We start from the raw sequence: 26,598 nt of genomic DNA, 5'->3' as shown, positions 1-26,598 counted from the left end.
TTAATTACTAGCAATAGTTTATATGGTAACATAAGTTACTGTGATTTTAGGTTAAATATATTATTATTAATATATAGAATAAATAAACAAATATTGGAGGAATAATAATGAGCGCTTTTTTAGCACCTATTCACACCTGGTTATTTAATAAAATTTTATTGGCAGAGGAATTAGAGAAAAGCTTAAAAGAAGTTTATATAGATAAATACAAAGACGTTGCAAAAGAGGTGGTTGAAAAATCCCTAGTTTACGGTAGCCCCATAGATATCACGAAAAATATAGAAGATATAATTGATAAATCAAATATACATGGTTGGTTACAAGATAAAATTAGCACCGTTGAAACTAGAACAGCGTATGTAATAACAGAGATGATTAAAAAATGCGGAGAAGATGCACAAGGCATTGCTGAGCTAAGTTTTAAAAAGCAAGGTAAAACTGTTGGAGAAACTTTAAAAGCAAAAGAAATGCCAGAAGGTGCAGAAGAATTGTATAATGCTCTTAATATTTATTTGTTAGAAGGCATGCCTTGTGATAGAGTTACAAGGATTATAAAATCAGAAAAAAATGTATTAGAGTGGGAAACTACAAGCTGCATTCATAAAAAATATTGGGAAATGGTAAATGGAGATGTAAATATATTTTATAATCTTAGACATAACTGGATTAAAGCATTTATTGAAAATTCTAATGAAAAATATACCTATAATTTTATCGAGGGTTTAGAATATAATGATGCAAGGTCAGTAAACCAAATTATAGCTAAGTAAATACTTTAAAAACTGAAGGTAACTTTAAGAGTAAAATAGCGCTAAGAATGTTTAAACATTTTTAGCGCTATTTTATTTTGTTATTTATAAAAAAATATTCGATTATAAAACAAATAGATGAAAACAAATACATATAATGGTATAATATTCTTGTATTTACATTAATAAATGAATTTTATTTACAGTATTATTAAATATATGAAAATTATTGTGTTTTTTTTAATTGTTAATACATAGGAGGCTAAAAAACATGGGTTTAAAAGAAGAAACTATAGATATTGAGTATGAGCAGTTGCCTATTCCAATAATATCATTTAATAAAGATATTAAAGTTAATTATTTAAATAGTGAAGCAAAAGATATACTAAAAAAGATAAACATATCTGACTGTAATTATGAAAGTGAAGTTGCTATACCAATATGGCTTAATATGAAAACCCAAGAGTTTATTAAAAGTGATGAGGAGCGGCAAAATTACATAAAAAAAATTAAAGCCCAAGAAACACTTTATTTCCTACAATTAATTTTTAAAAAGATACTTGATAAAGATAATAATTGTAATGAAATAAAATTAATTATAAATGATATAAGCGAGTATTTAGAATCAAAGGAGGAATTTGAGAAAAAATTACAAGAAATGAGAAATTTACTTGAAGAACAATTAGTAAAATTAGAAAAATCAAATTCTTTAAGCATTCTTGCAGCAGGAATTGCTCATGATTTTAATAATATATTAACTATAGTTTTAGGGAATATTTATATTATGAAGAGATATTTAAATATAAGTACTAATAAGGTATATAATAAAATTTATAATAAATTTTCACAAATTGAAAAGTTAACATTACAAGCACAAGATCTTAATCAACAATTAATGAATTTTTCAAAAGATGGGGTTCCTGTCAAAAAAGATATATACATAAAAAGGTTAATTAGGAAGACTGCCAGCATGGTATTCAGCGGCTCTAATAATATGTGCAATTTTTCAATAGCACATGATTTATGGCCTGTGGAAGTAGATGAAGGTCAAATTAGACAAGTTATTAATAACTTATTAATAAATGCTAAGCAAGCTATGCCAAATGGAGGCAATATTGAAGTATGTGCTACTAATGTACATGTAGGAGAAAAGAATAAAAACAATATAAAGCAAGGTAAATATGTAATGATAAAGATAAGGGATAAGGGAAAAGGAATTCCTAAAGAAAATATAGAGAAAATATTTGAACCTTACTTTACTACAAAAAATGATGGCACAGGCCTTGGACTTGCAGCTAGTTATTCAATAATTACTAAGCACAATGGATATATATATGCAGAATCTGAGGAATTAGTTGGGACAACCTTTTACGTTTATTTAATGGCTTCAGAAGCAGAAGTGACTATAGAAAAGGCCAGATATGAAAAAGTGATACAAGGTACAGGCAAAGTGCTAGTAATGGATGATGATAAAAATATTAGAGAAATTAATAGACTTATGCTTATGGAGCTAGGATATGGTGTAGAGGTGGCAAAAAATGGTGAAGAGGCCCTTAAAGCCTATAAAAATTCAATTATACAAAATAATATATTTGATGCCGTAATACTAGACTTAACCATACGTGGAGGCATGGGTGGGAAAGAAACCATTGTAAAACTTTTAGAGCTTGATACAAATGTGAATGCAATAGTAGTAAGTGGATATAGTAGTGATTCAGTAATGGATAATTGTAAAAATTATGGATTTAAAGACTGTATAAAAAAACCTTATAGCATAGAACAGCTAGCTAATGTTATTTATAGAGTTATACATAAAACAAAATGATTTTAACATTTAAAACGCCTGATATGCGTTTTAATTTTTTTGAAAAAACCTCTTTTATGCATGATTATAATTCCCAAAAATCATTCTTGAAATTGCTAAGTATATTAGCATTTGTATATGGATAGCATAATATTTAAAAGGAGGTTATAAAATTGAAGGGAAGACACATAGGCAAGCGTGAATACGAAAAATTTAAAGATGGATTATATGGCTCCGTTAAAATTCAAGGTGTAGACAGCAAGTTTGTAAATATTCCTACAATAGTTACAGGCCTTAATGAGGATGGAACTATAAATCAAGAAGAAATTGAGCCCTACGCCTATGAAATAGTTGAGCGAAATAAAGGTGTTACAGATTAAATTATCAAAAAATTATAGAGCATATAACTTCAGGTGGAATTTGTACTATTTAGTTGTATGCCCTATTATATATATTAGTAATTTTTATAAAAAATTCATTTGTTTTTATTTCGGTGTAAATTTAACACAAGATATTCCAGATGATTGCTTTACTAGTATGGAAGGTAAATTCATAGATTTGAAACCATAAAATTTACAACCTTTAGGGAATGAAGCATCCCAAGTTACATAGTAATATTTACATTTATAACAGTTTATTTTTTCATTAACCATAAAAAACTCCTTTAATAAAATTGATTTCGATAAAATTCAATTTAATAATAGCATATTTTAGCATATAAAAAAATAGATATAGTTTGTTTTAAAACTTATATCTATTACAAAATAAAAAAACGATTTAACCACCAAGGGTTACATCTTGCTTATTATACCAATTTAAAGCTGTTGATAAATGTTCTGGTTTGAAGTCAGGCCAAAAGTCATCTACAACATAAAAGTCGGAGTATATGGATTGTAGCGGCAAAAATCCACTAAGGCGCCTTCTTCCACCCCAACGAATAATTAAATCTACTCTAGAAATATCATTAGTTTTTATGCAATTAAATATATTACTTCGTTTGCTACTTTTATTTTTGTCAAGATTACTTAAATCCCATTCCCAACCGTAGTTTACAAGGAAATTTAGCTTTATACCGCCCTTACCAAAAGTTTTTCGTGTGGTATAAGGAAGTAGTTCTGGAGGAAACATAGGTGAGTCACTGTTTCCTACTACTAATAAATCAGCATCCTGTGTGCTTAAAAGCTTGACTGCATCCACACAAGCTTTAACAAAAGCTTCTCGCTGCAAGGCCGGTCGCTTTGTATTATCGGTAGTAAACCCATAATAAGTTATTTCTTTTACACCCAAATCTTTGCAAAGTTTATACAGCGATAAACCAGGATCTAGACCAAAGGTATATCCCTTATCTTTTGATAGCCCATTATCTACAGACCATCTTCTATTTCCATCGGGAATTACTCCGATATGATCTGGTATTCTCATCTTCATCACCCTTTATTTGTGAATTTTTATAATGTATAAATCATAGTATCTCCATTATTACTATATTAATCCACGATATTATAAAAATTCATCACAATTCAGAGTGGAATTACTAAAGTTGAGGGAAGTTATTGTTACAGTGTTTGACACCCATTTATAGAAGTAGGTGATTTTCCTTCTGAAATGTCGTTAAATTTCTTTCTGTATCCACACTTTCTACATAATTCTTCAACCGCTTCTCTTCTAGAAAAACCATTAAAAATATCTTTTGCCCTCTGACTTTCAACTATTTCAGAAAAAGGAGTTTTATGAATATTGCCTAGGTTAATTACACCTTCTCCATCAAGGCAGCAAGGTACTACTGTGCCATCTACTAATATGGCAACTTGATTGCGAAGACCATAACAAAAGCCGGGACTATTATCTTCCTCTACTAATAAATCTGGCCACTTAAATTCATGATCTTGATTTAAATATACTTTATCACAAATTTTAATACCCCGACCTGGATGTATTTCTTCTTCGATTTTATAAGGTAAATTGAAGGCATTTTCAATTACAGCAAGTAAGTCACGATTTTTCTTAGCCTCAAGATTAGTGGTATTATCCACATCAAGGTTCCATAACCTTAGAGAAAATAAAGTATCAGTTGTAGCTATAGATTGTTTCACATAGGAAATAATGTTATTAACATATTCATCCTTACAGGTTGCACCTTCATTGCCATCAAAGCTATGCAAAGAAAAATTAATTTGTCTTAGTGAGGGCTTTAAGATTATATTGTTTTTAACTTTGTTTATTAGAGTTCCATTGGTGGTTATGTTAACTTTAAAACCTTTTTTATAACTTAAATCCAAAAATTCATCTAATTTTGGATGTAAAAGTGGTTCGCCTTTAACATGAAAATAAATATAATCAGTATGAGGTTTTATTTGATCTAATATTTTGCTAAAGGTTTCTAGGGTCATAAACTCAGGAGACCGTTGTGTTTGTGGGCAAAAACTGCAACAAAGATTACATGCATTTGTAATTTCTATATAAAATTTTTTAAACTTTTTTATTTCTTCCATTGTTTTTTCCTCCAATAGGGTAAGTATATAAATAATAATAATATCTACATATATTGTAGCATATAAAAATATCAAACCATGATGTATTATAAAAAATTAACATACCCTTTTATATTAATAAGGATCTAAATTTATAAATGAATAATAAATTAGTATAAAGCTTAAAATATATTTAACCACATTATCGAAGATGATGATTTAACATTGAAATGGAGGAAGAAATTATGGCGATATTAGGAAATCCGTTTGTTGCAAATGTACCAAGGAAAATGTCAAATGAAGAGTTAGCGCAAGCAATTCGCGTGGACATTGCCGGTGAACTTGAAGCTATAATAGGTTATGAAGCTCATGTAATGTCTACAGATGATGAAAATGTTAAAAAGGTTTTGAATCATATTGCAGATGAAGAAAGAAGGCACGTTGGAGAACTGGAAGAAGTTTTATATATGTTATCTGAAAAGGACTCTCAATTTATGGAGGAAGGTAAACAGAAAATCAAAGACCAAAAGGCTCAAAATTTTCAACAACCAATACAGTAGTTTTTAAAATTAAAATATACCTTTATAACAGGGTTATTTTTTGCCATCCTTTAGGGTGGCATTTTCCAACCTAAAACCTTTTTTATATTCTTTTTCAAGAATGCTCATATTAATTAAGGACCAATATTCATCATTTATTTTTCTGAAATCTCTTGAGGTTCCTTCAATTTTGAAGCCAGCTTTTTCATAGCAAGCTATAGCTGATTTATTAAAATCGAAAACGCCTAAATACACCCTATGTAATTTTAAAGTTTCAAATGCTATATCTAGGATGCCATTAATCATTTGAGTACCTATGCCTTTATTTCTAATATTTTGATTCCCTACTAGAACCCTTCCTATACATGCAGAGCTATTTACTAAATCTATACCAAGTAGTTGGATATGGCCTATAATTTCATTTGTATTAGCTATTTTAACAGCGAACATTAAAGTTTTTGGATTCTCACTTGACATCATATTTATATCATCTTGTAGTTGATCTTCGCTTAGTGGAAAGCTGTAAGCTGGCCCTGCCCATTGAAGTAAAAATTCTTTATCGGGAATCCATGATGCTAAGATTTTCACATCACAGGTTTTAAATTTTTCAAGTTTTATTAACATAATTTACCCCTCCATCAAATGTAATTTTAATGCATTGTCATGTTTATTTAAGATATATCTAAAAGATACCATGGAAATATTAGATATTATTATTAATAGCATTACTATAATAATTCAAGTCTGTTCGTTCTTCCCACTCTTGAGATTTCCAAAATGAATTTCCAATTTCATTTGTCTTGAAAACAACTAATCCTGATTTTGTAATTCCTTCTTGTTCTAAGGCGTAATATACTGCTTTAAGCAAAGCTTTTCCTATACCTTGACCTCGATAATTTATTTTAACCGCGGCATGATAAATATACCCTCTACGTCCATCGTGACCACAAAGTATTACTCCAACTATTTCACCATTAATGATAGCAACAAAATTTGATGTTGGATTTCTTAATAAAAATTTAGATATTCCATTTTTGGAATCATCTAAACTTCTTATTCCCATTCCAGGTGTATTAGACCATAATTGATATACATTTTCATAATTATCTATTACCATTGCCTTAATTTCCATAAAGCTCCTCCTTGCTCAATGTCTACTTATTTTCATTATTTTCTACAACTAAATCAATAGCAATTACGCCAATTAATTTTTTGTTTTTATAAATTCCTTTACTTACAGTTAATATTTTATTATTGTTAGAAGCGTCTATATAAATATCAGAAACATACTCTCCATTCTCTTTTGCATTTGTGTACCAGTCCCTTGATCTAGGGTCATAGTCACCTGGCAACTCTACTATTGGAGTCGTATAAAAATTTCCGCTCTCATTACCGAAATATATAAAAGTTGTCTTGAGTTCGGATTTTTCTTTGAATTTATTTAGGTGTTTTAAAATTACCTCTTTTTTATTATCATCCCCTAAATCCTTCTCTAGGACTTCTAATTCTTTCTTTACATTTTCAATATTTATTGATGTCTTATTTATATTAGTAGTATCTACATTAGCAGCATTATCCGTGGTGTTATTTGATGCATGGGGGTTAACATTTACGCCGCAGCCTGAAAATGAAAAAACTAATAATATGCTTATTATAAATTTTAATCCCTTCAAATCAATACCTCCTTTAGTTCTATTTTTATGGTCTATATTTTACAAAACATTGAAACTAAAAGACCTTTACTAGAACGTTTTCTTAATTAACAAATCGCTAAGTAAATCATCTATTACATTTGTGGCACTATAAATAAAGTTGTCCATTTCTTCCTCTGTTAAATAAATAAATTTGTCTTTAGTTTCATTATTTTCTCCCAAATAAAATTCAGTAATGTATTTTACTTTTTTCTCAAAGGCACTGTGTGGAAAATAATCCAGATAATCTGGAACACTATTTATATTTTTAAATAATGTATAAAATATACATTGTGGATGTTTTTGCAAATATATATAATCAAGCCCGTACCAATCCTTTTTTATAGTCCAAATAAAACTTGCATCCTTTTCTAATCCTTCTTTGTATAAAATCTCATTCTGCTTCTGAACGAATAGTTTTGACCATTCAATATCAGTCAATAAATGCACAAAATAGCCTATTTTAAAAGAGAACAACTCATTATTTTCTCTCGTTCCATTATTATTTAAATAGGTGTCCCAAAAACTTTGAGCATTAATTTCTTTGTTTTCTCCCTCCCAATGTGTAATTTTTTTTGCTGGATTGAAGACACTATAATCTTCATTAGGTACGCCAGCGTCAGGAGCAATATTTCCTACCATGAAAGGTTTTGTTTCAAAATAATATCCTTTTTTTAGAATTTCTTCTGCTATTCTTAGATGTGTAATCCAAGTTGCCATTTAATACACCCCATTTCCAAATTATATTTAATTAATGTATGGATTTAGTTAATTCATCGGCTAATACTGCATACTCATATGTGTCATTCCAAATAGGTTCTCTCTTTTCGTCACACTTGAAAAATATATTTTTTCGTAAGTGTCCTTCTCTTCGCATATTTAACCGTTCTAACAACTTCCATGATGCTACGTTTTCTGGATTACACATAGCAACTATTCTGCGTGCATTTAATTGCTGAAATCCATAATCTAAAATTTCTCTACAAGCTTCTGTAGCATAACCTTGTCCATAATATATAGGGTTAAAAACATAACCGATTTCCCATGTAAGAAATTCTTCAGGCTCTTGCTCCTGAAAATATATATTGCCTATTAATTTATTATTCTCTTTTAAGCAAACAGCCCAAAAAGCATCTTGCTGTGAACGATATATCGCCTCTTTTTTACATGCATCTTTGGTATAAACTTCATAGGGTTCATATTTAATTACGGTTTCCTGAGAAAGGTATTCATATAGATCTTTCCAGTCATCACAAGAAAACTTCCTAAGTATTAATCTTTCTGTTTCTAAAATTTTCATTATATTACTCCTTATTCACTAAATTTGAATTACTTTTGTTTTATCCTATAATTACATTATAATTCATAAATTGGAATATTAACATATAAAAAAAGAGCATAAGCTCTTTTAACCTGATTAACAATAAGCGAAGAATATCTATTTACTTAAAAATAAACTTTTGTGATATATCTGTATTATCACTCAATATAATTACCTTATTCTTATAAGGTTCAAGTATTTTTAAAATATCATCTTTTGATTTTTCAAATCCATTACTCCATTTATACATGCGCAGAAGCATCTTAAAAGTTGGCACATAATTAGATTTTTCAAGTTTTAACATTTGACGGAGCCAACGCTTTGCAATGCGACATTTCCTTTTATAAGGGGGTGTATTCAGCAATATTATAGTATCTGATTTATCAAATCCTTCATTAAAACAATCGCGGAAAACACCTTCAATAATCCATTTATCACAGCTAATAATCTTGTTGAATTCAAAATCTCTTTCAGCTGGGAACCGCCTTACATCACCACTTGGCAATCTTATGTGAACTACATTATCCAATTCATGCCAAGCAATATCAAATAGATTTGATAATTTTTTTGCCAGTGTAGTTTTTCCGCTTGCCACTGAGCCTATGATATATATTTTATTATGTAGCGCGGGTTGTAATTTATCTTCCATTCTTTAATGAACCTCCTACTTTAGGGTAGGTACAAGTTATGACCGTGTATATCATGTTAATATATTACCTTGAATTTCATTTTAATAAATTCAAATTCTCCTCCATTTGTTTTTTGTATATATTTTTCTATAGGCTGAAATCCAATATTCTCATATAATTTTATTGCTCTTTTGTTAAAGGCTGCCACGGCCAGCAGGACATATTTATTTCTATAATTTGTTTTTTGAACTGCAAAATTCATACCTGAAATCACAAATTCACGTCCAAGTCCTATTCCTGCTAACTCCGGCTTAAGGCCAAATCCCAGATACATAATCTCACTTTCAAAGTAGAATGAATAAAATCCAATTAATTCATTTTCTTCATTTAGCACTGCAAAATAATGACCGTCCCAATTCTCTTCATTAAGAAAATCATTTAAATCCTCTTCATCAGCTGTCATATCATAGAATGAATAAATTCCACTATACTTCCAGTTATATGAAATTTCATGTGAATATTCTTTATTCATAGGAACAAATGTGTAAGGCACTGCTCCCACCCCCCCTCAATATATGAAGCATCACTATTAATCTTCTTTTTACATCTAGCCTTTAAATTTTCTCTTCCTCAGACTTAAGTTTATTATAAAGTCTATAAAACCTAACAAATGTGCATTAACAAAAAAGGTTTATACTCTCCTAATGGATTTTTGATTATTGATAAAGTTAATTACACAAGATAAATTCTAATATTTAAAAAACTCCTTATTTTTAACCATATCTTCTAATTCGATTAGTGACACCCATTTTATGTCGCTAACTTCTTCTTGCTGCAATACTGCTGATGAGATACTAAAGTCTTGTACAACTATATAGTTATCCATGATTAAATTTTCACTTGTAACTCTGGTTAAGGGTTTTATATCTTTAGTTTGAATTACAATCCCAATCTCTTCATAAGCCTCTCTTATACAAGCATTTAGACTAGTTTCACCTGAACTTACACATCCACCATGGGTTGCCCAAATATTTGGAGAAGTACTTTTTAGCTTAGACCTTTTCTGAATTAATATTTCTAAATTATCATTAATAATCCAAATATTGGCGGCTAGATAGTATTGTCCGTTTTTCAAAGGTTCGCCTCTCTCAAAAATATCTCCAGTTTTAATACCATTAATATCATAAATATCACATAATTCAGCCATTATATACTCCTACCTTCTACATCAATATTTCAATTTCTTGATTACACAATATTTTACCGATTTTTGCTCAATATTATGTGTTATCACGGCACACTTTATCGGATATTTTTAATGTTTTATTGAAATAATATATTTTTAATTTCTTTAAAATCTTCGATATAATAATCTGCAAATTTCTTTATTATATTATGTTGTTTTTGGTCTCTTTTTAATAGGTATCCGGTTAGTATAGTCTTTATACCTAATTCTTTTGCACCTTTCAATTCATCAGAACCACCATCCCCAATAAAAATGCATTTTTTTGGATTAACATTCATTTTCTTTAATGCAATTTCGTATATTTCGGTTTGAGGTTTTAAATATCCTACTTCATATGAGAATATTGTGTCATCGAATAAATTATTTAGAGGAGACTTATCCCAATGCATCACATCAATTATATCTGCATTACTAAGTAAACATATTTTCTTTCCACTTTTCTTTATATCTAAAAGAACGTCAAGAATTGTAAAATCCACATCAATTAATGATTTTTTGAATCTCTCTTCTCTTAATTTTAAAATTTCTTTTTTCTCACACTCATTAACAGTTATTCTTATTTTATCAACAATACTTTCAATTATTTTTTGAGGACTTTTTTCCTTTCCAGTTGCTCTTTTTAAATATAATTCATTATCTTCTGCATATGATTCCCATTGAGTTTTTGTTATTCCTAAAACATCATTTTCATTTCTTAAATCATTATACTTTGGAGTTACCAGTGTATAGAACAAGTCAAAAAATACAACTTTTATATCATTCATCATATTAAAATCCTCACTTTATTTATGGTTTAATAATAACTGCATTTATTCAGTTTTTCTTAATGGCCTACCAGTTATACTTTACCTTTCTTGGAAATCCTTAAATAATAAGCTTGGCTGAATATCCGTATTATTCTGATATTTTCCACTTGAATACTTATCATATTCCCCTTCGATATTATGGTAATATATTTGGCATATCTCTACATTTGGATATATTCTTATAGGTTGAACACAAAATATTTCTAATGTCCAATAGCCACTAAATCCTACATCTCCAAATCCAGCTGTAATATGAATGAATAATCCAAGCCTTCCAATTGAGGACCGACCTTCTAACATAGGTACATACTTATCTGTCTTTGTATATTCAACAGTTCTACCTAGGTACAACTTTCCAGTTTCAAGAAGCAATCCCTCTGGTGGTATAATCAATTTTTTTGTTTTGTTATCTTTCTTCATATCCAAAACAGTGTCTTCATAAACAAGTAGCGCGTTGTGCAGCCTCAAATTATAACTATTAGGGTTAAGTTGTTTATCTAAAAATGGTTCAATAATAATTTCATTTCCTAACTTTTTTTTAATTTCTTTACCTGACAATATCATATAAATATCTCCTATCACTATTATTATTTTTGTGAAGATTCTGTTTTTTATCGCACTAGGTGTTGACTAACATTTTGTGGATTTACACATTAAAAAAATATTTTGATATAGACTCTTTCTCAGGAACTTGTCTTTTATATAATTCTCTAAGAACGTCTTCTTTATCATATTTCATACTATGTACCTTAATATCATAACTTTTATCTTTAAATTTTACTATAGTACAATGAGTAATATCATCCTTAGTACATCCACTGGAACCAACATTAATATAATGTTTTTCACCTATTATATTACTTGCATTATGTTCATGGCCAAAGAATATAAGGTCGGAAGCTACCTCTTTAAATAAAGTATTCATAGTCTCTTTTGTTACATTTTTTTCTATAGGCTTAAATGTTTTAGTATCTTCTCTAGTATTTAAAGCATAATGCATAAATGCAACATTAGTACCTCTTATATTTTCTTGTATTAAATATGGAAACTTACTGAGCCGTTCTCTTATTTCATCATTTAATGAGTTAGCAGTCCAAATCTGATGTTGCTTTTCACCTTCGCTCATAGATTCAGATGTTATATTTGAAACTCCTTTTACAAAATATTCTTCATGATTGCCCATAATAAAATTTATATTAGGCAAAGTTAATAATAAATCTATACATTCTTTAGAAGATGGACCAATTGCTATAGTATCCCCTAAACAGTAAATAGAATCGCACTCTTCGCTTTCAAACTTATCCAAAATAACCTTTAATGCTGGGAAGTTTCCGTGTATATCAGCTATTAACCCTATTTTCATTTTTTCACTCCTCGATCACTGCGATATTCCTGACAATTCTTGGGGTAATATTTATTTAATTATACTATTATTACCGTAAATTGGATATAAAAAACAAATGAAAATTATTTTTTTTCACCTGATATTATCTTAAATTTTAGGTATAGTTAAATAGCAAAAAACACTCAATGTGAATATAGTAAACCCCACATGATGATTGATATGGGGTTTGCTTGTGACAGCATAAAAGAGTGTTACGTACTAAAGATTATGCTCATTCTACTTGGCTTTCTTTTTTGTCATTTTGTATTTTTGGTAAAGTATATTATGGAAGTTATATTATTTATTCAATACTTTATTAATTATAGAGTTTTGAAATTCGTCGCTAAGTATATCCATAAAAACTTCATCATACTCATTATTTCCGTATATAATTGATTTCCTTCGTCTACCAATTTCCTTAAAACCACACTTTTTACATGCTTTTATTGCTGGTTCATTGAAAGAATAAGTTTCAATCATTATATTCTTTAGATTAAGAGCATTAAAGCCAAAGTCTAGTAATAAGTTCGTAGCTTCCGATCCTATACCTTTGCTTCTGTCATTTCCATCACCAATAAACATACCCATAACGGCATTTCTATTTATAAAATTTACTCTCATTAGTCTTGCGATTCCAATAACTTCATCATCATCTTCCCTTATAATATAAAATGCATAACCGTGACTATTAGTCATGGTTTCAAGATAGACTCTTTGTGACTGATATGTAATCATATCTGATATATCACCTGTTCTAATAGCTACTTCAATATCATTACTCCATTTAGCAACTTTTTCTGTTTCACTAGCATCTACTGGCGATAAATAACATTTCTGTCCAATTAGCTTTCTTAGATAATTCATTAAAAACACTCCTCTTAAATATAAAAATGGAAATTACATATAACATTGGCACCTGTAATTTTTTATCATAAAACATACAGACTACTTATTCACAAGCGCTCCAATCCACTGATAACATTCTTCCAGCTCTTCATCGCTTATTAAATGGGACTTATGCTCAAATAAAACCTTATAATTATCATTAACATCATTCAAAATTTTAAAGTATGATTCCATATCTCCCCATCCATCGGCTACCTTCAGAGATTTAAGTGCAGGATAATGAGAATTTGTAACATTTATATCAACTTTCACATTCCATAAATGTACTAGATGAGTAAACCTTCCAAACTTTCTAACTATATCTTGTCCTCTAAAATTATCATCAATGCAATTTTGCAAATGTATTCTACCAAAATCAAGACATAATTTTATATTTGAGTATTCATCTAATAAATCCTCAAGTAAATTTGTTTCATATATATATTTATTCAATCCATCCAATTCTAAAATTGGGGTGAAATTATATTTTTTGCCTTGCTGGGATAGTATCTTAAAAAAATTTCTACTTCTCTCTTCGAAGTAATTGTAAGATATATCTGATTCATAATAATATTCAGTATCATCACAAAATCTCCAAGATGACCAATCAACATTACCATCTAAAATAACTGGCTTTGGATAATGAAGCAAAATATAATCTGGATTTAATTGTTCTGCTCTTTCAAATTCGCTCTCCATGTAGTTTATTGATTCTTCGTAAGTCCTATTATCTTTAGAAAGATATTGAGGGTCTCTTGCTCTCCATTGATTTTTTAACAGTGGAAAATGAATTCCTATCTTTAAATTTCTATCCCTAATATTATCTTTTAATATTTGTAATTCATCGAGTGACTCCATTTGATTAACTTCAATTCCAAAAAAATAATCTCTAAAATCTCTATTCTGTCTATTGATATCGAATCTATCGAATTGTCCGATCATAAATCTTTTCATATTAGCCTCCTTGTATAAACTAGCTGGTATGTATTTTAATCGATATATTGTCTAAATAAAATTGTAATTACCAATTCCACTAAAGAGTACAATAAATAACGGAATAATTACAGCTTATTTTTACATAACGAATAATCTCTTTTTATTATAGCTAATATAACATCATCTACAAACTCGCCCTTCATAATGGTTCGTTCTCTAACAATGCCCTCTTGAAGAAAGTTAGCTTTCTTTAAAGCTTTTACAGAAGCATCATTACCAAGGGTTACAGTAGCCTCTATCCTATTAAAACTCATACTCTCAAATCCAAATTTAACTATAACCTTTATAGCTTCAGTTGCATATCCTTTATTCCATTCATCACGATTAAAGCCATACCCAATCTCACTTCTTATTGAATCATCATCAAAATCTCCTAAGCAGCAGTATCCAATGATTTTATTATCACTCTTCTTTGCCACCCCCCACGTAATCTCTTCTTTATCTTGAAATTCCCGCTTATACCGATTTATTATAAAAAGTGCATCATCTTTAGTTGAAATTGGTTTATACCAATCATATTTAGCGACCTGCGGATCACTATAAATTTTAAATATATCATCTACATCCTCTGAAGTTACCTCCCTATATATCAATCTTTCAGATTCCAATTCTGGGAATATATCAAAACAAGACTTGTTGATTTTCATTTCTTGCGTAACATTACTATTTGTCATTTAGTACCACTCCTTTTTTATTTTCACGTTTAAAATCTATCATTTCTATATTTTTCATTCCCGTGTGTTCAAAATATCCTAGACCATGTAGTAAAAGTGGCTTCATAGAACGCATGGTTGAAAACTCTTCATTAAAAGTTCCCCATGCGCCGGACTTAATATAATCTATTTTAACAGCATCTTTTTCAATAAGAGATTTTAAAGCTTTTGACCAATTGCACCCAATATACATATTTCACATCATTCTCCCATCATATCTAAATAAAAGTAGTTCCCACTTTCATATCATTTGTCATTGATATTCTTATTAATACTTCTTCGCATGGATAATAACATAGGATTAAAATACTTTCTCCAAAATTTATTAGCATATAAATTTGCAGTTTCAAAATCCACATGAATGCAGGATATATTGTTTGCATTGCAATATTCACTTATACTTTTTAACAATTGCGTCCCAATTTTTTTACCTCTATACTCTAATTTTATGTAGGCGCCCATCTCATTAATTAACCCACAGTTGTAAGCAGTCATATCTATTGGATTGTTATTTTTTGATATACTTAAGTTAATAAACCCAACTGCCAATTCTTTATCCCAGGCAATAAACACATTATTTTTTGAGATGATTTCAGAGATTTCTTCTTTTAATATTCTGTCCCTTTTTAAGAATAAGGGTGCAGACTGATAATACTCTTTTGATTCTTCTACAAGCTCATATAAAGTGTTTGTATCTTCATAAGAAGCTCTTTTGATTTCAAATAGACACTGGCTGTCTGGTTTAATATTTAAACCGCTGAAGGCATCTATCAGGTAGGAACCGTACCCCAAATCAAACAAAATATTTTTTAATTCTGTATCATTATAAAAGATGGTCCACATATGATTTAAAATTCCTTTGTTAATCCACTGCTGTGAAATGTTCTTATATAATGAAAGATAAGCGATTTCCTTATAATCCTCCGTAGCGCAATGTCCTATTGCAGGACAAAACACTGAATCTTCGCCATTAAAAGGAAATTCATCGTAAGCCAAAAAACCTACTATTTCCTTATCTAATTTCGCGACTATAGCATTATTGTTTGCAACTTTATTGTTTAAAAAACTTTCAAGTTCATTTATATTATTTCCCCAATAAGTAGGAAAATTATTGTTATTACCACAATAGGTTTTATACTGATCAGTCCATATCTTTATAGCTTTGTTAATATCTTTTTTTTGCATGTTACTTACTTTACATTCATAAATCATTATTATTACCTCACTAATATATATTTGTTTTACTTTACCATTTTACAAATAATACTATTGAAAATAAAGGTAAAGAATAATTATAGTTATTCTTTATACCCCCTAAATAAAAAATATTTACTATATTTTAGCATAACAAACTTTATATTAACAGTTATTCTTTAAAAAGGGTATAATTATACCTTGGCATATATATACAATATTTCCAAAGTCTAGATTAGACATAGGTAGTAATGCTGTACAAAAATTCATCAGATAATGTTATAATAAGTAAAAATATGAATTTATAAGGTGTGTATGAGTTAAATATTAGTACTTAAACATATGCTGTATATAGTATATAAGCAAACTATAATTGTAAATTATGATATAAGGAGGAATTAAAATGTGGAAGAAAAGATTAACTTTTATGCTAATATTTTTGTTGATTGTATTTCTAGGAGCTATTGGCATTGTTAAATTAAATCAGTTTAAAGATAAGAGTTTATTTACAAAGGAGAAGTGGATTAAAGAGCCAGGTAAAAGATATTTAATAGTAGAGAATATGTTGAAAAAATATGATTTGGAGAAAATGACAAAAGAGAAAGTAATACAATTGTTAGGTAAACCAGAGGAAAAGTTTGAAGGCGGCATGATTCTAGAAAGTCTCAATAAAAACCCAATTAACCCATCTGGCCCTAATAATATATTCTACTTTACTAAAAAAGGGCTAATGCCAGAAGAGGTTAGTGGGCTTTATATTATGTTTGATAATAAAGGTAAAGTTAATGATTATACAATAGTACATTTTACTACATAATATTTGGATAGTATGCTTCATATTATCCCTTTATTACAAATTAAATTTTCATTTCTAATAGATGATCTATTTCTTTTGGTAATTGTAAAATATTATTTTTTATAAATAGTGGATATATATTTAAATCATTAATCTTGTCTATATCTTCCCAGTAAAAAGAATGATTATGCTTGTCAGTGTCTTTAAGAATAAACTTATTTCCTTTATTTGTTAATTTATCATCGGTTATATCTAACAAGTAATAAAAACATATTTCGTGAAAGTTCTCATCAAGAATTTCTTCGTGGAAGAAATTTTCATTGACCCACAGCATGCGATTGACTTTAACTGCAGTATTTAATTCTTCTCTTATTTCTCTAATAATTGCATCTTCACTTAATTCATTCATGGCAACTCGGCCGCCAGGAATATAATAGTAGGGTGAATGCTCATCTTTCATAATCAATAATTTATTATCGTGAATTATAATGCCTGCTACTCTATAATTAAATCTTCCCTCATCAGTTTTAAATGAAATATCCATATTTAAAGTCTCTTTATTTAATCATTTATTTTTAACTCTTATGTAGCAAAGCAAATTTCAGTGCCTAAGTGTTTAATAAATATCACAACATAGGATAAATAGTATCCCAGATACAATCTCTAATTTCTTGTGAATTTTCCTCGTTTGCGTTTATAGCGATGACAGCATTTTTATCTTCTAAAACAATACAGTCCTGCCCTAACCTGCCGCTTGCACGGTAAGAATTGTTACAACCCCTCCAAAAGAAATATCCATAGCCCATGCTACCATCTAAAAAACTTTTGTATGTATCTATTTGTTTTTTCGTAGCTTGTTCCACCCATTCCTTAGAAATTAACTGATTCCCATTGTAGACACCCTTTTGTAAATATAATTGTCCGAATTTACTAAGTTCATTTACTGTTAACATGAGACCACTGGATCCAAATACATGTTCTAAGGGACACAATTCATAGCCGGGTCGTTGTATTCCCAATGGTTCAAATAGTCTTGGCATAAGGTAGTCAATTAAAGAACATCCTGTCACTTTTTCAACAATAACACCGGCTAAGTAGGCTGTACAATTAGTGTACCTAAATTTCTCTTTTGCTGCTGAAATAAGAGGTGCTGATAAAGAAAATTTAACCCAGTCGGGGTCATGTAAAGTTTTTCTATCTTCCATTAATTTTCCTTCTTCATATCCTGCGGCCATCATTAAAAGATCTTTAATAGTTAATTTGTTTAAATACTTTACTTGTAGTTTTGATGAATTTATGGGGAGGTTAGAAGGAAAAAAATCAATTACTTTATCATCTAAGGTTAAGAGGCCTTCATCAATTGCAATACCTACAGCTGTTGATGTGAAACTTTTAGTAACTGAATGTTGATTTCTTCTTATATTCTCAGTCCAATGATGCTCTGCAATTTTTTCTCCATTTTGAAGCACCACAATACCATGTATATATAAGTGCTTTGAATTTTCTAAAAATTTTCCAATCATAATTTATCCTCAATTCTTTATTTTTTTACAAGAAATACCACAAAATTCATTCTAGAATAATGCGGTATTTTAAGTAGTTATTTATTTTTTATAGAAAAAATTAAGTTTAAAAGCTAAAGAATATTATCATTTAGTAATGGGAATCCATATTTCACAAGTATAATCATCAGAACTTGTGTCTCCTGGAGGGTAAACCTCAATTTCATAATCAGCTGCCCGTTTATATCCACATGTTCCAAACCACTCAGTTGTTATTCTTGTCCACATTGCATCAATTGGGTGGGCCTTACCGCTAAAGCTACCTGTTACAGTAAATACTGCCCATTTATTCGCTGGAATAGTATAGGTCTGCAAATCGGTTAAAATATTTGTATCCGCCTCTGCACCGATTGCAAGTAAAGTTTCTCCATTCTCCAGTGTTTTTGTGAAACCCATTTGCCACATAGGTGCGCGATAAAGATTATGAACAGCCCCGATTTTTTCATCTGTGCCACCCTCTAAAAATTCTTTCCATGTACTCCAAACCTCACCCGAAGCCTCTTTCCAGTCATTTTCCAAAGTGTTTGCTGATTGCCTATTGATATGCTTAACCATTCCAACTATATTTATGTCTTGTTTTTCTTCAATACGATATTCCATCTCTACATCTCCTTTAATTGAAATATGAAAAGTGATGCGTGGATAGGCTTTAAGTTTTACTCCCAAAGTGCGCGCTACTTTAGGAGTTACACCATGCATTCCGAAAAAAGCACGAGTAAATGCATCAGGTGAATTATATCCATACTTCAGAGCAACATCAATTACTTTTGCAGTGCTATTTTGTAAATCTAATGCTGAAAGGGTTAATCGCCTACGACGAACATACTCAGATAGAGATATACCTACAACGTAGGAAAAAACACGTCCGAATTGATGCATTGAGCAGCAAGCAATTTTTGCTACTTCATCATACATAATGTCATAAGTTAGGTTATTTTCAATATAATCCACTGTTGCTGTCATTCTCTCAATCCACTCCATTTTGCATCCTCCTTTCGTATTCAATTGTAACAAAGGTAATGTTAAACTACCCTGCATTTTAGGTACAAATATGTAGGGTATGTGGATATAGAATATAGATTCCTATATCCTATATTTTTCGCACCTATAGATGTTTTTAATACACAGGCGGAAGCATTTAAGTCAACTATAAAAATTTCATCAATGGAGTTTTGTTTTAAAAAATTATCCGATTTAGGATTAGAGAAAGCATCACCTTTATTTTTGGAATAAATATAATTACTACTAATAGTTACTCTTTTGCTAGTAATTTCTTCAACTTTAGAGTATTCTTTTCTGAGATTGAATAGCCTGTTTCAGTTTTACTTTTATACATATACATGCCTTCAGTTGAGGATTTATCTATCCATAAATACATGATTTCTGTGTGATTGTTAAGCTTATTTAATTCTAGAACGTATTTAGGCTCGACCACATTAAGGTTCCCGCTCAATTTAAAAGATGTTTTAAAAATAGTTGAGATTTCTATCAAAGCCCATTTATCGGTAATAGATATAATTGGTGTATTTGTTTCTTTATTAAAGCCTTTAGCAGTAAATATATCAATTTTTTTATAACTATTACTTAAATAAAAATAGGCTAAAAAACTAAATGTGATAATTATAAATGTTACAATCAAAGCAGATTTCCTCTTCACTTACATTCCTCTCCTTAGTTTCAAAACTTAGTGTATCTAAATCACCTTCAGTAGGTTTAATGTAATATTGCTAATACTTAATTTTACCATTGCAGAGATTATATTTTTATATTGATTTAATGATATTTTTCAGCCAAGGCGCTGTTTTTAGTTCTTCATATCTAATAGATAACTAGGTAATCCTAATGATTGTAAAACATTTAGAGTAACTTGGTTTATAGATTTCCCTATATCTATGATATTCAGCTCGTTATAAACTGGTTGATGTGCATCAATCAAGGTAACTTTGGATGAACCTAAACGTATTTTCAAATAATCGATACTTGGTTGTACATTGTCTACATAAAACTGGTATCTTCTATCTAAACTATCCTTTTTATCATCATATCTTTTTCTACCTAAGGCCCTTTTAATCATTTCATCCTTGGATATGGATAAATGTATTACTTTTATAATTGGGATATTAAACTTAACGAAAGTGTTTAATAGCTCTTCTGATGCTTTAATTGTCCGTGGATATCCATCTAAAATAAATATTTCCTTCTGAAACTCTTTTGAATTTTCAAATGTAGCATTTATAATATTTACCGTCCATTCATCAGGAACTAATAGGCCCCCTATGACACAAAACTCTAACCAATCTAATTGACTTATTGTTTCTTTACCCTCATAGAAGGACATTAGTTCTTTTTTATGGTTTATAGCTTTGGATATATTTTCTACTCTATTTTCGGATTCATCAAATACTGATATTCTATCACTAATGTTGTATGCAGTAGCGAGTCTATTTCTAAAGATTTCATCTTCACGTGCTTTTTTTATAGTCCTACGTAAAATATCACCCATTGAGAGATGTCTTTCCTTTGGTATTGATAAAAAACTGCTTAGTTCCTTAGCTATTTCACCTTTACCACAACTTGAGGGGCCTGTAAGTAAAATTGCACCGCAACCTTCTGCTACTACTCTTTGAACAATAATTTTTATATTACCATCTAATATTGAATTATTACTCATTTCAAAACCTCCAAAATATTAATGTTTAAATCCTCTCGCCTACCCATGCTTAAGGCTTTCTTATTTAACTTTGCCGTAATAAAGATGAGTTTCATATTCTAAAACCACATTTCCATAATTATTATACTTTTTAAATAAATCTTGTAACTCTGATATCATAGGTTGAAAATTAGGATTACTTTCAGTTGGAATGTAGGAAAATGATGCTAGTTCTCCTTTTAATCTATCGAAATCAGCTAATTGAGGATTAGGAAAGACTTTTTTATGTACGGTTCTATTATCAAAAAACTTTGGAATAAAGTCATTAGTTGACTCATTAGTATAGCTTTCTCCATATTTTTCTATAAGTTTCAGATAATCCTGCATAAATCCATCTGACTTTGCATTTCTAATATTCCATAATAAAACAACTACACCATTAGGTTTAAGTATTCTTGAAAACTCTTCTTTTGTTGGCTTTGGATCGAACCAGTGAAAGGCCTGTGCTGCAGTAATAATATCAATGGATTTAGATTTTAACTTAGTATTCTCAGAAGAACCATCAATAGAGTGAAAGTTATCATAGGATTTAAGTAAATGTTCTGCTACCTGTCTCATATCTCCGTTTGGTTCTACAGCATAGACCGTATTTCCATTATCTAAAAATGGTTTAGTGCAAATTCCTGTACCTGATCCTATATCAGCAATGACTGAGGTTTTATTAAGTCCAATAAATTCCTGTAGATAATATATTATTTCATTAGGATAATCTGGTCTGTATTTGGCATAATTCTGAGTCCTACTACTAAATCTTTTCTTGGGGTTTAATTGTTCCAAATTCATATTTAATACCTCCATGTAATTTAATTTCACATAACGGTTTGCACTCAAGCAACTACTTAAATAATAAATCTTAGCCTATAAACTCTTAATCATTATTTGTTGATTTACTTATTGTAATCATATAAAATGCCTCCTCCTGGCAAAGGAATGTGTTTTATTGGCAATTAAATAATAACCTATATATACATTATAAACCATAAATTTACACAGCGCTATATAAAAAGTGCCATAAGTCAAGGCAGACTTTAACATTTTGTTCTTTTCATATTTGTATAAAAGTTACAATGTTTGATATAATGTTTTTATCAAAGAGAAAAATATAATACAATTCGTCGGTAAATTTAAAATAGGTAGTTTAGTAATTAACTATCTACTGTAAAATGTGGGGGTGTAACATTTGAATGAGAAAATACTAGTAGTAGATGATGAAGAAAGCATTTTGGATGTATTAACTTGTGCATTAAAAAGAGAGGGTTATTCAATAGAAAAAGCTCATAATGGACAAGAGGCCCTTGATAAAGTAAAAAGCTTTAATCCACATATAATAATTCTGGATTTAATGCTTCCTGTAATAAATGGTTATGATGTTTGCAAAAAACTAGAAAATGAAAATATTGGTATTATTATGCTTACAGCAAAAAATGATATTATAGATAAAATAGTAGGACTAGAACTAGGAGCAGATGATTATTTAACAAAACCTTTTGATCTAAGAGAAGTTCTTGCAAGGGTAAAGTCTCTAGCAAGAAGGTTTAAAAAGACTACAGATGAGAAGAGCAATGATTATTTTATTAATATTAAAGATTTTAATATTAATAAAAAACAAAGAAGCGTAAGTATAAAAAACGTAAAAATAGATTTTACACAAATGGAATTTGATTTATTATATTTGCTACTATTAAATCCAAATGTAGTCTATTCCAGGGGACGGCTTCTGGATATAGTATGGGATATGGAGTATATTGGTGGCACACGAACGGTTGATACACATGTCCAAAGAATAAGGAAAAAGTTAGGAGGAAATTATGAAAATTTAATACAAACTGTTCATGGTGTAGGATATAAAGGGGTTGAAGACTTATTTGAAAATAGGAATTAAATTCAAACTTATAGCGTTTACAGGCTCACTCTTATTAGTTGTTATATTATTTTTAAGTGTTTTTGTACTTAATGGAATAAAAAGTTACCAAGATAAGGAAGACGAAGCGATTCTGTTTAAGCAAAAAGATATGTTTGAGCAATATTTTAGTGAGCGCTCAAGCTTAGGTAATAATGGAACTAGGGATAAGGCAGAGCTTGCTCGTGGAAGCATATTTAACAAGCCCTGGCTTAGAACTATACCTGCCAGTGTATATGATACTAAAGGAGAGCTTCTTTCTGGATTTAAGGTAGATGGTAAGTTAAATGAGAATAAAGAAAAAGATATTATGATTGAGTATGCTATGCAAGGTAAAGTATCATTTGCAAAGAATAATGGCGTAATATATTTTTATTCACCAATTAAATATAAAAATGGCATAGTAGCAATTTTAGAACTTGAATATTCAGTTAAAGAAAGTGCTTTATTTTATGATAATATAAAAAAAATGTTTTATGGAACAGGTTTTGCAGCATTGATATTTGGTGTAATTCTTGGAATTATTTACTTTTTTAACCTCACAAGAGATATATACATAATGAAAGATTCAGTAGAGAATATTCAAAGAGGTAATTTTCATAAAATACAACTAGCCAATCGTAATGATGAATTAGGGGAGCTAAGCAAAGGTATAGTATTCATGAGTAATACTATAGAAAAAAATATTGAAGAGCTTAAAGTTGAGAGAGATTCTTTGAACAACGCAATAGATAAATTAAAAAAAATGGACAAGGAGCAAAAGGAGTTTATAGGAAATGTAACTCATGAGTTTAAGACTCCCATTACTATTATAAAAGCATATGCAGAATTAATTGGAATGTATGAAAATGACTTGTGTTTAATAAATGATGGAACCACAAATATATCAAAAGAATGTGATCGTTTGGCAACTATGGTAGATAAGGTTTTAAATTTATCTGCTTTAGAAAAATACGATTTTGAAATACGGAAAAAAGAAGTGAATTTAAAGGAAATAATTGATGAAATATGTGCGCGAATCATGGGGAAAATAAAGAAAAACGATTTAACCTTCAAATCTAATATTGAAGATATTATTGTTACAATAGATGAAGAAAGTTTGAGACATGTTATTATTAATTTGATTGATAATGCTATAAAATACAATAGGCCTAGTGGAAGTATAGATATTGAATGTCATAAAAATGGTAATAAAATAACTATAATAGTTGCTGATACAGGAATAGGTATTTGTAAAGAAGATTTGCCTAAAATTTTTGAACCATTTTATAGAGTTGAAAGTCATAGAAGTCGTGAAACAGGGGGAGCTGGGCTAGGACTAGCCTTGGTGAAAAAGTTGGTTGAAAAGCAACAGGGCACTATAAATGTAGATTCTAAGTTAAATGAAGGTACTATTTTTTCTATTGAATTTTCAATATAGAGTTTGCAAAGTTGTGACATTTGTTTATAATTTTGTGAAAATTTTTTGATACTATGAGATTAGAAAGAAAAAAGGAGGAAAATTCAATGGTTAGAAAAAAGATTTTATCCCTGATTTTAACGGTAGCAGTTGTAGGTGGCATAATTACATATGGAATAAACTATAATACTTCAGATACACAAAACATAAAGGTAATGGCATACAAACCATCTGCTCAAACAAATGAAAAGGGCTATCAAATCCACAAATATCAAAAAATTGAAAGTGTTGCTTGGATTAATGATAATGAGGTTTTAACATTAACTAAAAAGGGAGAGTTTAAAATCCCATATTCTACTGAAGCTATAAAATACTGCAGTATCTATAATTTAAACACAAAAAGTTCTAAAGACTTTAAAAATGTAAATATAGATAAATTTATGGGTGTGTCTCCAGATAAAAAGTATGTTCTTTATGCAGAGGAAAGAATCATTCCTAAAGTCGAAAGTGAGTGGCAAAAGGCTCTTGATTCAGGAGAGCTTCTTCATAAAAACGTAAAATTATTAAATTTATCTACAGGCGAAATTACTAATGTAAGTACACAAAAACTTAATAGTGATGCACAATTTATATGGGTTAGTAACAATAAAATTTTAGCAAACTATTCTGACAAATGGAAAATCATTGATACAGCTGGAAAAGTATACACCCAGGGTAGCTACAATGCTGATGAATTTGATAGTGCGTCGATATCTGGTGTTGATGATATTAAAGATTTAGGAACCACTGTAGAAGGTAAATTCTATTATACTCAAGACAAAAATGGAAAAGAAGGAGTTAAATTATGTACTGTAGATGTTAAAACTAAAGAAATAAAAGCTATTTTTTCAAATAAATACTCTCGCAGCGCAGATAAAAAAGGCAAAACAATTATAATTGAGCATTTTGATAATAATGGTGAACAATCACCTGATGGAGTATTTGTAAATAGAACTTTTGGAGCTATTATTATGGATGAGACTGGTAAAGAGTTGCAAGATATAAAATTACCTAAAGGTAGACTTAATAATACCTACGTACTATCACCTGATGGAAGTAAAGTTGCTTATGTAGAATATGCTAATGCTATCAATACTCCCCCTAACCATGAAACAACTATTAAAATTATAGATACTAAGACAGGTGTTATAAAAGAAATAGTTAAGGCTTCTAGTTTAAAAGATAAAGATGCAAAAATTGAATATCGTACATACCATTATATAGACAAAAACGGTAAGGTTGTAAAAACGAAGATACCTATAGTTCTAGCAATTTCAAATATTTGTTGGGATGGTACAAGCGCTGCTTTATCCTTCACTTATGGAGATTATCGCACAGGTAATAGTCAAATAAATACTTATATTGTTAGTTTGGATAAATAAGTATAAATTATACAATTAAGTATGAGTTAGGTAATTTATATAAATAGAAAGTAAAAGTTTATTAATGGACTCATATTATAACCCTCTTGAACTTCGGTGACTGCTATGCAGCAACGATTTTTACGTGGGTTTTTTTTAATGAAAATTACTTTTACCCCATCTGTAACTACCATTAAATTACATTATTAACGGAGTTAAAACAGGTTAAGAAAACTCATAACAGTTTATTTCAATTTATTACCTCGTATTGTAATCCACATAAACCCTTAAAACATCTACAGTAGAACATAGTCATAAATATATATTACAAAAAAACAAAAATATATTATTAATATAAGTATAAAAAGCGCAAACATAAGTGAGATTTAAAATTTAAGAAACT

Annotated in this window: 34 protein-coding genes; 8 read left to right on the top strand and 26 right to left on the bottom strand. The window is 29.4% G+C overall.

Going from position 1 to position 26,598, the window contains the following annotated elements; genetic code table 11:
- Positions 1-107 precede the first annotated feature (107 nt).
- From G9F71_RS24395 to G9F71_RS24385, 3 genes are all read left to right on the top strand, one after another.
- Positions 108-770 (top strand): hypothetical protein, encoded by a 663-nt coding sequence (locus tag G9F71_RS24395; protein WP_164949286.1) that lies wholly within the window; start codon positions 108-110, stop codon positions 768-770.
- Between the two features lie 250 nt (positions 771-1,020).
- Complete coding sequence (locus tag G9F71_RS24390; RefSeq protein ID WP_164949287.1) at positions 1,021-2,574, top strand: ATP-binding protein; 1,554 nt, start codon at positions 1,021-1,023, stop codon at positions 2,572-2,574.
- A gap of 152 nt (positions 2,575-2,726) precedes the next feature.
- The gene (locus G9F71_RS24385) at positions 2,727-2,933 is read left to right on the top strand and encodes a hypothetical protein (RefSeq protein WP_164949288.1); all 207 of its coding nucleotides are present in this window, start codon (positions 2,727-2,729) and stop codon (positions 2,931-2,933) included.
- A gap of 105 nt (positions 2,934-3,038) precedes the next feature.
- Here the strand turns inward: G9F71_RS24385 and G9F71_RS24380 are convergent, their stop codons facing one another.
- From G9F71_RS24380 to G9F71_RS24370, 3 genes are all read right to left on the bottom strand, one after another.
- A complete protein-coding gene (locus tag G9F71_RS24380) occupies positions 3,039-3,206 on the bottom strand; it encodes a uracil-DNA glycosylase (RefSeq protein ID WP_124998759.1) in 168 nt (55 codons plus the stop codon).
- 124 nt (positions 3,207-3,330) lie between these two features.
- Positions 3,331-3,975: an undecaprenyl diphosphate synthase family protein gene (locus G9F71_RS24375; RefSeq protein ID WP_164949289.1), complete on the bottom strand. Its 645-nt coding sequence runs from the start codon at positions 3,973-3,975 to the stop codon at positions 3,331-3,333.
- A gap of 134 nt (positions 3,976-4,109) precedes the next feature.
- On the bottom strand, positions 4,110-5,036 hold the full coding sequence (locus G9F71_RS24370; protein ID WP_164949472.1) for an SPASM domain-containing protein: 927 nt from the start codon (positions 5,034-5,036) through the stop codon (positions 4,110-4,112).
- A 233-nt stretch (positions 5,037-5,269) separates the two neighbouring features.
- On the opposite strand from G9F71_RS24370, the gene G9F71_RS24365 reads away from it, so the two are divergent.
- Positions 5,270-5,584, top strand: coding sequence for a demethoxyubiquinone hydroxylase family protein (locus G9F71_RS24365; RefSeq protein ID WP_164949290.1), 315 nt, complete (start codon positions 5,270-5,272; stop codon positions 5,582-5,584).
- Between the two features lie 33 nt (positions 5,585-5,617).
- Here the strand turns inward: G9F71_RS24365 and G9F71_RS24360 are convergent, their stop codons facing one another.
- The 16 genes from G9F71_RS24360 to G9F71_RS24285 all read right to left on the bottom strand — a co-directional run bounded on the left by G9F71_RS24360 (position 5,618) and on the right by G9F71_RS24285 (position 16,446).
- A complete protein-coding gene (locus tag G9F71_RS24360; protein WP_164949291.1) occupies positions 5,618-6,187 on the bottom strand; it encodes a GNAT family N-acetyltransferase in 570 nt (189 codons plus the stop codon).
- Between the two features lie 79 nt (positions 6,188-6,266).
- Complete coding sequence (locus G9F71_RS24355) at positions 6,267-6,695, bottom strand: GNAT family N-acetyltransferase (protein ID WP_164949292.1); 429 nt, start codon at positions 6,693-6,695, stop codon at positions 6,267-6,269.
- A 22-nt stretch (positions 6,696-6,717) separates the two neighbouring features.
- Positions 6,718-7,236 carry a cache domain-containing protein gene (locus G9F71_RS24350; protein WP_164949293.1) on the bottom strand — a complete coding sequence of 173 codons (519 nt, stop codon included), beginning with the start codon at positions 7,234-7,236 and terminating at the stop codon, positions 6,718-6,720.
- Positions 7,237-7,305: 69 nt separating this feature from the next.
- Positions 7,306-7,974, bottom strand: a complete 669-nt coding sequence (locus G9F71_RS24345) for a zinc dependent phospholipase C family protein (protein WP_164949294.1) — start codon at positions 7,972-7,974, stop codon at positions 7,306-7,308.
- A 31-nt stretch (positions 7,975-8,005) separates the two neighbouring features.
- Positions 8,006-8,554 carry a GNAT family N-acetyltransferase gene (locus tag G9F71_RS24340; protein ID WP_164949295.1) on the bottom strand — a complete coding sequence of 183 codons (549 nt, stop codon included), beginning with the start codon at positions 8,552-8,554 and terminating at the stop codon, positions 8,006-8,008.
- 142 nt (positions 8,555-8,696) lie between these two features.
- Positions 8,697-9,224 (bottom strand): AAA family ATPase, encoded by a 528-nt coding sequence (locus tag G9F71_RS24335; protein ID WP_164949296.1) that lies wholly within the window; start codon positions 9,222-9,224, stop codon positions 8,697-8,699.
- 56 nt (positions 9,225-9,280) lie between these two features.
- Positions 9,281-9,736, bottom strand: coding sequence for a GNAT family N-acetyltransferase (locus G9F71_RS24330; RefSeq protein ID WP_202017925.1), 456 nt, complete (start codon positions 9,734-9,736; stop codon positions 9,281-9,283).
- Between the two features lie 216 nt (positions 9,737-9,952).
- On the bottom strand, positions 9,953-10,411 hold the full coding sequence (locus G9F71_RS24325) for an NUDIX hydrolase (RefSeq protein ID WP_164949298.1): 459 nt from the start codon (positions 10,409-10,411) through the stop codon (positions 9,953-9,955).
- Positions 10,412-10,527: 116 nt separating this feature from the next.
- Positions 10,528-11,217, bottom strand: coding sequence for an HAD family hydrolase (locus G9F71_RS24320; protein WP_164949299.1), 690 nt, complete (start codon positions 11,215-11,217; stop codon positions 10,528-10,530).
- Between the two features lie 78 nt (positions 11,218-11,295).
- Complete coding sequence (gene dcd / locus G9F71_RS24315; RefSeq protein ID WP_164949300.1) at positions 11,296-11,820, bottom strand: dCTP deaminase; 525 nt, start codon at positions 11,818-11,820, stop codon at positions 11,296-11,298.
- Positions 11,821-11,902: 82 nt separating this feature from the next.
- The gene (locus G9F71_RS24310) at positions 11,903-12,619 is read right to left on the bottom strand and encodes a metallophosphoesterase family protein (protein ID WP_164949301.1); all 717 of its coding nucleotides are present in this window, start codon (positions 12,617-12,619) and stop codon (positions 11,903-11,905) included.
- A gap of 318 nt (positions 12,620-12,937) precedes the next feature.
- The gene (locus G9F71_RS24305; RefSeq protein WP_164949302.1) at positions 12,938-13,504 is read right to left on the bottom strand and encodes a GNAT family N-acetyltransferase; all 567 of its coding nucleotides are present in this window, start codon (positions 13,502-13,504) and stop codon (positions 12,938-12,940) included.
- Between the two features lie 81 nt (positions 13,505-13,585).
- The gene (locus tag G9F71_RS24300) at positions 13,586-14,479 is read right to left on the bottom strand and encodes a TIM barrel protein (RefSeq protein ID WP_164949303.1); all 894 of its coding nucleotides are present in this window, start codon (positions 14,477-14,479) and stop codon (positions 13,586-13,588) included.
- Between the two features lie 107 nt (positions 14,480-14,586).
- Complete coding sequence (locus tag G9F71_RS24295) at positions 14,587-15,195, bottom strand: GNAT family N-acetyltransferase (RefSeq protein WP_164949304.1); 609 nt, start codon at positions 15,193-15,195, stop codon at positions 14,587-14,589.
- Positions 15,185-15,427, bottom strand: coding sequence for a hypothetical protein (locus G9F71_RS24290; RefSeq protein ID WP_224626585.1), 243 nt, complete (start codon positions 15,425-15,427; stop codon positions 15,185-15,187). The genes G9F71_RS24295 and G9F71_RS24290 overlap by 11 nt, the downstream gene beginning before the upstream one ends.
- Positions 15,428-15,480: 53 nt before the next feature.
- A complete protein-coding gene (locus G9F71_RS24285; RefSeq protein WP_164949305.1) occupies positions 15,481-16,446 on the bottom strand; it encodes a GNAT family N-acetyltransferase in 966 nt (321 codons plus the stop codon).
- A 385-nt stretch (positions 16,447-16,831) separates the two neighbouring features.
- On the opposite strand from G9F71_RS24285, the gene G9F71_RS24280 reads away from it, so the two are divergent.
- Positions 16,832-17,245, top strand: a complete 414-nt coding sequence (locus G9F71_RS24280; RefSeq protein ID WP_164949306.1) for a hypothetical protein — start codon at positions 16,832-16,834, stop codon at positions 17,243-17,245.
- A gap of 40 nt (positions 17,246-17,285) precedes the next feature.
- On the opposite strand, the gene G9F71_RS24275 is transcribed toward G9F71_RS24280, so the two are convergent.
- The 7 genes from G9F71_RS24275 to G9F71_RS24245 all read right to left on the bottom strand — a co-directional run bounded on the left by G9F71_RS24275 (position 17,286) and on the right by G9F71_RS24245 (position 22,279).
- Positions 17,286-17,768, bottom strand: coding sequence for an NUDIX hydrolase (locus G9F71_RS24275; protein ID WP_164949307.1), 483 nt, complete (start codon positions 17,766-17,768; stop codon positions 17,286-17,288).
- An 82-nt stretch (positions 17,769-17,850) separates the two neighbouring features.
- Positions 17,851-18,747, bottom strand: a complete 897-nt coding sequence (locus G9F71_RS24270; RefSeq protein WP_164949308.1) for a serine hydrolase domain-containing protein — start codon at positions 18,745-18,747, stop codon at positions 17,851-17,853.
- Between the two features lie 126 nt (positions 18,748-18,873).
- Complete coding sequence (locus tag G9F71_RS24265; RefSeq protein ID WP_224626582.1) at positions 18,874-19,791, bottom strand: GyrI-like domain-containing protein; 918 nt, start codon at positions 19,789-19,791, stop codon at positions 18,874-18,876.
- 17 nt (positions 19,792-19,808) lie between these two features.
- Positions 19,809-20,021, bottom strand: a complete 213-nt coding sequence (locus tag G9F71_RS27795; RefSeq protein WP_224626759.1) for an isochorismatase family protein — start codon at positions 20,019-20,021, stop codon at positions 19,809-19,811.
- Between the two features lie 17 nt (positions 20,022-20,038).
- Positions 20,039-20,443: a hypothetical protein gene (locus tag G9F71_RS24255; protein WP_164949310.1), complete on the bottom strand. Its 405-nt coding sequence runs from the start codon at positions 20,441-20,443 to the stop codon at positions 20,039-20,041.
- 147 nt (positions 20,444-20,590) lie between these two features.
- Positions 20,591-21,457: a nucleoside monophosphate kinase gene (locus G9F71_RS24250; RefSeq protein WP_164949311.1), complete on the bottom strand. Its 867-nt coding sequence runs from the start codon at positions 21,455-21,457 to the stop codon at positions 20,591-20,593.
- 60 nt (positions 21,458-21,517) lie between these two features.
- The gene (locus G9F71_RS24245) at positions 21,518-22,279 is read right to left on the bottom strand and encodes a class I SAM-dependent methyltransferase (RefSeq protein WP_164949312.1); all 762 of its coding nucleotides are present in this window, start codon (positions 22,277-22,279) and stop codon (positions 21,518-21,520) included.
- 397 nt (positions 22,280-22,676) lie between these two features.
- On the opposite strand from G9F71_RS24245, the gene G9F71_RS24240 reads away from it, so the two are divergent.
- The 3 genes from G9F71_RS24240 (at position 22,677) to G9F71_RS24230 (ending at position 26,216) form a co-directional block, all read left to right on the top strand.
- On the top strand, positions 22,677-23,378 hold the full coding sequence (locus G9F71_RS24240) for a response regulator transcription factor (protein ID WP_164949313.1): 702 nt from the start codon (positions 22,677-22,679) through the stop codon (positions 23,376-23,378).
- Positions 23,362-24,816 (top strand): sensor histidine kinase, encoded by a 1,455-nt coding sequence (locus G9F71_RS24235; RefSeq protein ID WP_164949314.1) that lies wholly within the window; start codon positions 23,362-23,364, stop codon positions 24,814-24,816. Before G9F71_RS24240 ends, G9F71_RS24235 begins: the two co-directional genes overlap by 17 nt.
- Before the next feature lie 86 nt (positions 24,817-24,902).
- On the top strand, positions 24,903-26,216 hold the full coding sequence (locus tag G9F71_RS24230) for a hypothetical protein (RefSeq protein ID WP_164949315.1): 1,314 nt from the start codon (positions 24,903-24,905) through the stop codon (positions 26,214-26,216).
- Positions 26,217-26,598: the final 382 nt, after the last annotated feature.

This window comes from Clostridium sp. FP2 (assembly GCF_011065955.2).
GTDB lineage: Bacteria > Bacillota > Clostridia > Clostridiales > Clostridiaceae > Clostridium_AD > Clostridium_AD tagluense.
This window is presented reverse-complemented; position numbering and strand designations above follow the sequence as displayed.

Excerpts from the sequence above, each read along its gene's own strand:
- G9F71_RS24375 (WP_164949289.1), bottom strand. The coding sequence starts at position 3,975 with ATGAGAATACCAGATCATATCGGAGTAATTCCCGATGGAAATAGAAGA.
- G9F71_RS24390 (WP_164949287.1), top strand. The coding sequence starts at position 1,021 with ATGGGTTTAAAAGAAGAAACTATAGATATTGAGTATGAGCAGTTGCCT.
- G9F71_RS24230 (WP_164949315.1), top strand. The coding sequence starts at position 24,903 with ATGGTTAGAAAAAAGATTTTATCCCTGATTTTAACGGTAGCAGTTGTA.
- G9F71_RS24355 (WP_164949292.1), bottom strand. The coding sequence starts at position 6,695 with ATGGAAATTAAGGCAATGGTAATAGATAATTATGAAAATGTATATCAA.
- G9F71_RS24245 (WP_164949312.1), bottom strand. The coding sequence starts at position 22,279 with ATGAATTTGGAACAATTAAACCCCAAGAAAAGATTTAGTAGTAGGACT.
- G9F71_RS24395 (WP_164949286.1), top strand. The coding sequence starts at position 108 with ATGAGCGCTTTTTTAGCACCTATTCACACCTGGTTATTTAATAAAATT.
- G9F71_RS24250 (WP_164949311.1), bottom strand. The coding sequence starts at position 21,457 with ATGAGTAATAATTCAATATTAGATGGTAATATAAAAATTATTGTTCAA.
- G9F71_RS24320 (WP_164949299.1), bottom strand. The coding sequence starts at position 11,217 with ATGATGAATGATATAAAAGTTGTATTTTTTGACTTGTTCTATACACTG.
- G9F71_RS24330 (WP_202017925.1), bottom strand. The coding sequence starts at position 9,736 with ATGAATAAAGAATATTCACATGAAATTTCATATAACTGGAAGTATAGT.
- G9F71_RS24280 (WP_164949306.1), top strand. The coding sequence starts at position 16,832 with ATGTGGAAGAAAAGATTAACTTTTATGCTAATATTTTTGTTGATTGTA.
- G9F71_RS24270 (WP_164949308.1), bottom strand. The coding sequence starts at position 18,747 with ATGATTGGAAAATTTTTAGAAAATTCAAAGCACTTATATATACATGGT.
- G9F71_RS24300 (WP_164949303.1), bottom strand. The coding sequence starts at position 14,479 with ATGAAAAGATTTATGATCGGACAATTCGATAGATTCGATATCAATAGA.
- G9F71_RS24335 (WP_164949296.1), bottom strand. The coding sequence starts at position 9,224 with ATGGAAGATAAATTACAACCCGCGCTACATAATAAAATATATATCATA.
- G9F71_RS24360 (WP_164949291.1), bottom strand. The coding sequence starts at position 6,187 with ATGTTAATAAAACTTGAAAAATTTAAAACCTGTGATGTGAAAATCTTA.
- G9F71_RS24290 (WP_224626585.1), bottom strand. The coding sequence starts at position 15,427 with ATGTATATTGGGTGCAATTGGTCAAAAGCTTTAAAATCTCTTATTGAA.
- dcd (WP_164949300.1), bottom strand. The coding sequence starts at position 11,820 with ATGATATTGTCAGGTAAAGAAATTAAAAAAAAGTTAGGAAATGAAATT.
- G9F71_RS24295 (WP_164949304.1), bottom strand. The coding sequence starts at position 15,195 with ATGACAAATAGTAATGTTACGCAAGAAATGAAAATCAACAAGTCTTGT.
- G9F71_RS24380 (WP_124998759.1), bottom strand. The coding sequence starts at position 3,206 with ATGGTTAATGAAAAAATAAACTGTTATAAATGTAAATATTACTATGTA.
- G9F71_RS24365 (WP_164949290.1), top strand. The coding sequence starts at position 5,270 with ATGGCGATATTAGGAAATCCGTTTGTTGCAAATGTACCAAGGAAAATG.
- G9F71_RS24310 (WP_164949301.1), bottom strand. The coding sequence starts at position 12,619 with ATGAAAATAGGGTTAATAGCTGATATACACGGAAACTTCCCAGCATTA.
- G9F71_RS24325 (WP_164949298.1), bottom strand. The coding sequence starts at position 10,411 with ATGGCTGAATTATGTGATATTTATGATATTAATGGTATTAAAACTGGA.
- G9F71_RS24345 (WP_164949294.1), bottom strand. The coding sequence starts at position 7,974 with ATGGCAACTTGGATTACACATCTAAGAATAGCAGAAGAAATTCTAAAA.
- G9F71_RS24340 (WP_164949295.1), bottom strand. The coding sequence starts at position 8,554 with ATGAAAATTTTAGAAACAGAAAGATTAATACTTAGGAAGTTTTCTTGT.
- G9F71_RS24305 (WP_164949302.1), bottom strand. The coding sequence starts at position 13,504 with ATGAATTATCTAAGAAAGCTAATTGGACAGAAATGTTATTTATCGCCA.
- G9F71_RS24285 (WP_164949305.1), bottom strand. The coding sequence starts at position 16,446 with ATGATTTATGAATGTAAAGTAAGTAACATGCAAAAAAAAGATATTAAC.
- G9F71_RS24275 (WP_164949307.1), bottom strand. The coding sequence starts at position 17,768 with ATGGATATTTCATTTAAAACTGATGAGGGAAGATTTAATTATAGAGTA.